The sequence below is a fragment of the Chamaesiphon polymorphus CCALA 037 genome (assembly GCF_003003845.1).
Classification (GTDB): domain Bacteria; phylum Cyanobacteriota; class Cyanobacteriia; order Cyanobacteriales; family Chamaesiphonaceae; genus Chamaesiphon; species Chamaesiphon polymorphus.
This window is the reverse complement of the sequence record NZ_PVWO01000524.1, coordinates 1-3,911: the sequence shown is the minus strand read 5'-3', so window position 1 is coordinate 3,911 and position 3,911 is coordinate 1. Positions and strand designations below refer to the sequence as shown.

The following is a 3,911-nucleotide window of genomic DNA, read 5'->3' as shown; positions in this document are numbered from 1 at the left end:
CGACTGGTACGGATACCACTAGACCGGAAGCTGCGAGATTGGGCGATAATAAAAAGAATCGATATATACTGGCACCGTTATGATACCTACCGTCATCGAACAATCTGGCAGAGGCGAACGCGCCTTCGATATTTATTCTCGACTATTGCGCGATCGAATTGTTTTCTTGGGCGGCCAAGTAACCTCAGATTTGGCTAACCTGATCGTGGCACAACTGCTGTTTTTGGAAGCAGAAGATCCAGAGAAAGATATCTATCTATATATTAACTCTCCTGGCGGTTCGGTATCGGCAGGCATGGGCATCTTCGATACGATGAATCAAATTCGCCCCGATGTCTCTACTGTATGCATGGGATTTGCGGCTAGTATGGGGGCATTTCTCTTGAGTGCTGGTACCAAAGGCAAACGCACGAGTCTGCCTAGTTCGCGGATTATGATTCACCAGCCTTTAGGTGGCGCACAGGGACAAGCGACGGATATTGCGATCCAAGCGAAAGAAATTCTCTATATCAAGGGGACATTGAACGATCTGTTGGCCAAACATACGGGTCAACCTTTGGAGAAAATCCAAGAAGATACCGATCGCGATTTCTACATGTCGGCTGTCGAAGCCAAAGATTATGGCTTAATCGATACCGTTATCGATCGACGCGCCACTGCTGTCAATCCACCATTAGCTCTGGTTCAGTAGAGGGTAGGCTTTAGGTAGTGGATAGTGGATAGTGGATGGTGGATGGTGGATAGTGAATGCCTGCGTTAGTCCATCCACCCATCCACTCATCTACCCATTTATCGATGCTTAGATTTTTGTCTGGCTTTAAGATCGAGCCAATTGTATTATTAACCCGATCGCAGCACCACCTAAGATCGGCCAGAGCGGATCGACTCGCCATCGCCAGATTAACAAAGCACCGATTGCAGCGATCGCGATCGACAGCCAGTCTACGAATGTCACCACCCCCAACCGATAAGCGACAACAGCAATCGCGCCCCAGGCTCCTGCATTCACCCCATCCAACCAACTTCTAAACCAGACAGATTGGCGCAATTTTGGTGACCAAAATGTAACAATTGCCACGAAGATAAAGCTGGGTAAGAAAATACCAACTGTACCCGCGATCGCGCCTGCGTGTCCTGCCAGTAAATAACCGATAAATGTTGCTGTCGTAAACAGAGGGCCAGGTGTAACTTGACCGATGGCGATCGCATCGAGCAATTGAGTGGATGTCAACCACTGAGTGCGTTCGACTAATTCGGGTTGCAGAAATGCCAGCAAGACATAACCACCACCATAAATCGTCGCTCCAATTTTGAGGAAAATGGTGAAGACATCCACCCATGAAGGATGAGAGGCGATCGCAGGCACGACTGCTAAAATCGGCAGATCGAACCTCGGCAACCAGACGGCTGACAATCCCCCGCGCCAGTTGCGCCAGTTTTGCCACACCATTACCCCAAATCCCGCCACCAATAGCACGATTAAGGTATTGACATCAAAAACCCCAAATAACCCGATCGCGACGGCTCCAGCGATGCCTGTGGGCAGATTTTTAATCGCACTGATGCGTAATTTCCACATTGCTTGAATGGTGAGTACTACCACTACAGGCTTAATTCCGGCAAACATGGCGATCGCTTGTGGCAGATCGCTGACACGCACGTAGACGATCGCTATCCCCCACACGATCGCCATCGCTGGCACGATAAAACACACTCCAGCCACAATTAAGCCCCACCAGCCAGCACGTAGATAGCCGATATAAATCGCCAATTCTGTAGAACTCGGCCCCGGAATCAGGTTTGTCAAACCGATGAGGTCGAGAAATTGTGGCTGACTAATCCACTGTCGCCGACTGACAATTTCCGCCTCCAGCATGGCAATATGTGCCACTGGGCCGCCAAAACCGATCGTACCTAGCTTCAAAAAGACCGCAGCTAATTCAGTCAAACGCGGACGGGAAAGATGCATGGGGAGATGGCAATCGAGATTTACTTTTATTTTGTCGCAAATTTGTCAATTATTCAGCGATCTAGCTAACGATCGCGATCTCAGAGCCTACGTATTTTGGCTGAATTTAATGTAATTTATTGGTATCCTGTGGTGCCGATTCGATCGACAGATCGAGCACTATTACTGAATTTTGAAGGGGATCGCACTCTCGAACAGCGCGGGATTGAATGCTTGGGTTATTATCAAGCTGGCATTTATCCTCTCACCAAATTTACTTATGAGTGCAGTTAAAAAAATTACTATCGCTGGTGCGGGAATTGCTTTGGGTTTGACAGTATTATCGTCGATCGCACCTAAAGCACAAGCAGTTACTTTCAGTGGAACTACAGTAGCTGCTCCAACTTGGACGCGACCGAATGAAGGCACTCCACCATCTGCTAACACCGGAATTGGAACGGCAGTTTCATATAGTAGTTATGCTTTTAATGTCGATGCTTCGGGTAGCTACAATTTTGTAAGCCTAGCAACTATCCCCAGTGCTTGGGACAATTATACATTTTTGTATAGAAATGCTTTTAATCCGGCGACTCCTTTAGTCAATGCCATTATTGGCAACAATGACTTTATGGGTGTGCCTGGTTTTGGTCTATCGGGATTTACTACCAATCTCACTGCTGGCGTTAATTACTTCTTTGTAACGACGGGGAATACCAATACTAGTGTTGGAGCTTTTACTAATACTATTACTGGCTCTGGCAATGTTTTAGGCGGTTCGGTTGCCTCGGTTCCAGAACCATCAACCATTTTGGGGTCTGCACTCGCTTTTGGTTATGGTATTTACTCCAAGCGCAAACTGAAAATAGCTCAGTTATTGGATGTAGATAAAGAAACAGACTAATTATTTCTTGCCTATTTAAACGTATTTAATAATGATGAATTCTCAAAGAACTCCTTTACAGGGGTTTATTTTTTGGAATGAGAGTTCGACGTCGATGTGGCGATCGAGATCCGAATCGATCGCAGCTCAGATCGCCCAAAACTAATACAATAAGTTGTAGATTGTATATAATTCAACCTCGATGTATGCCGATGACTAAATATTTACCCTCCAAGCTAAGTATTCTCACCGCGATCGCACTTGTATCGATCCAATCGCTCGCGATTGCTGCTCCAGAGCCGACCGCAACTGAAACAGCACAACCGACAATCGCCAGCCTCAATGCTGCACTCAAAGAAAATCCCCAAGACATCGACGCCTATTTGCACCGGGGAATCTTACACGCCCAACTCCAACAAAATATTCCCGCGATCGTCGATTATACCGAAGTAATTCGTCTCGATCCAAATCATGCACTTGCTTATACCAATCGCGCGGCAGCCAAGCTTAACATGAAAGATTATCGAGGTGCTTACGTCGATTACACTCAGGTGATTCGCCTTTTACCAGAAAAAGCCATTACTTACAATAATCGCGCTTACGCTCGCCATCAACTTGGCGATTGCAAAGGAGCTATTGCCGATTTACGTATTGCTGCCGAGTTATTTCGGATCCAAGGCGACACTTACAATCAGCAACGCACTTTAACTAACCTAAAAGCTTTTCAGCGCAAACGTTGATAGGTTTTAGGTTTTAGGCTTTAGGCTTTAGGCTTTAGGCTTTAGGCTTTAGGTTTTAGGCTTTAGGTTTTAGGGGGAAAGGGGAAAGGATTTTGATGTAAGCTCAATCCAAAATCCTCTCCCCTGCTCCCAACTCCCAACTCCCAACTCCCAACTCCTAACTATTTGTCTGCTCGTCCAGCACTTTCTTCAACCCGTCTCTTTCGACGAGGGCAAAGATTTCATCGAGAATGGTTTGCGCGCCTTGAGAGCGGAGGCGATGTGCGAGATCTTTGCCGAGTTGTTCGGCATCGATTGCAGCTCCGGTAATCGTGTCTGTGACTAATCTTTGACCGTCTAGACT

Annotated in this window: 5 protein-coding genes and 1 pseudogene; 4 read left to right on the top strand and 2 right to left on the bottom strand. The window is 46.8% G+C overall.

Annotated elements, in window-relative coordinates; all coding sequences use genetic code 11:
- Nucleotides 1-79: 79 nt before the first annotated feature.
- The gene (gene clpP, locus C7B77_RS25700) at nt 80-691 is read left to right on the top strand and encodes an ATP-dependent Clp endopeptidase proteolytic subunit ClpP (protein WP_106311675.1); all 612 of its coding nucleotides are present in this window, start codon (nt 80-82) and stop codon (nt 689-691) included.
- Between the two features lie 126 nt (nt 692-817).
- On the opposite strand, the gene chrA is transcribed toward clpP, so the two are convergent.
- Entirely contained in the window at nt 818-1,969 is a 1,152-nt protein-coding gene (chrA, locus tag C7B77_RS25695) for a chromate efflux transporter (protein ID WP_106311672.1), read from the bottom strand.
- A gap of 96 nt (nt 1,970-2,065) precedes the next feature.
- On the opposite strand from chrA, the gene C7B77_RS30480 reads away from it, so the two are divergent.
- From C7B77_RS30480 to C7B77_RS25685, 3 genes are all read left to right on the top strand, one after another.
- The gene (locus C7B77_RS30480) at nt 2,066-2,242 is read left to right on the top strand and encodes a hypothetical protein (protein ID WP_181244035.1); all 177 of its coding nucleotides are present in this window, start codon (nt 2,066-2,068) and stop codon (nt 2,240-2,242) included.
- A complete protein-coding gene (locus tag C7B77_RS25690; RefSeq protein WP_106311669.1) occupies nt 2,229-2,849 on the top strand; it encodes a PEP-CTERM sorting domain-containing protein in 621 nt (206 codons plus the stop codon). Before C7B77_RS30480 ends, C7B77_RS25690 begins: the two co-directional genes overlap by 14 nt.
- A gap of 191 nt (nt 2,850-3,040) precedes the next feature.
- The gene (locus tag C7B77_RS25685; protein ID WP_219892285.1) at nt 3,041-3,568 is read left to right on the top strand and encodes a tetratricopeptide repeat protein; all 528 of its coding nucleotides are present in this window, start codon (nt 3,041-3,043) and stop codon (nt 3,566-3,568) included.
- 157 nt (nt 3,569-3,725) lie between these two features.
- On the opposite strand, the pseudogene C7B77_RS25680 reads toward C7B77_RS25685, so the two are convergent.
- Nucleotides 3,726-3,911, bottom strand: a pseudogene (locus C7B77_RS25680) (hydroxymethylbilane synthase); the annotation flags it as partial.

Coding starts and splice junctions, on each gene's coding strand:
- clpP (WP_106311675.1), top strand. CDS start 80: ATGATACCTACCGTCATCGAACAATCTGGCAGAGGCGAACGCGCCTTC.
- chrA (WP_106311672.1), bottom strand. CDS start 1,969: ATGCATCTTTCCCGTCCGCGTTTGACTGAATTAGCTGCGGTCTTTTTG.
- C7B77_RS25690 (WP_106311669.1), top strand. CDS start 2,229: ATGAGTGCAGTTAAAAAAATTACTATCGCTGGTGCGGGAATTGCTTTG.
- C7B77_RS25685 (WP_219892285.1), top strand. CDS start 3,041: ATGACTAAATATTTACCCTCCAAGCTAAGTATTCTCACCGCGATCGCA.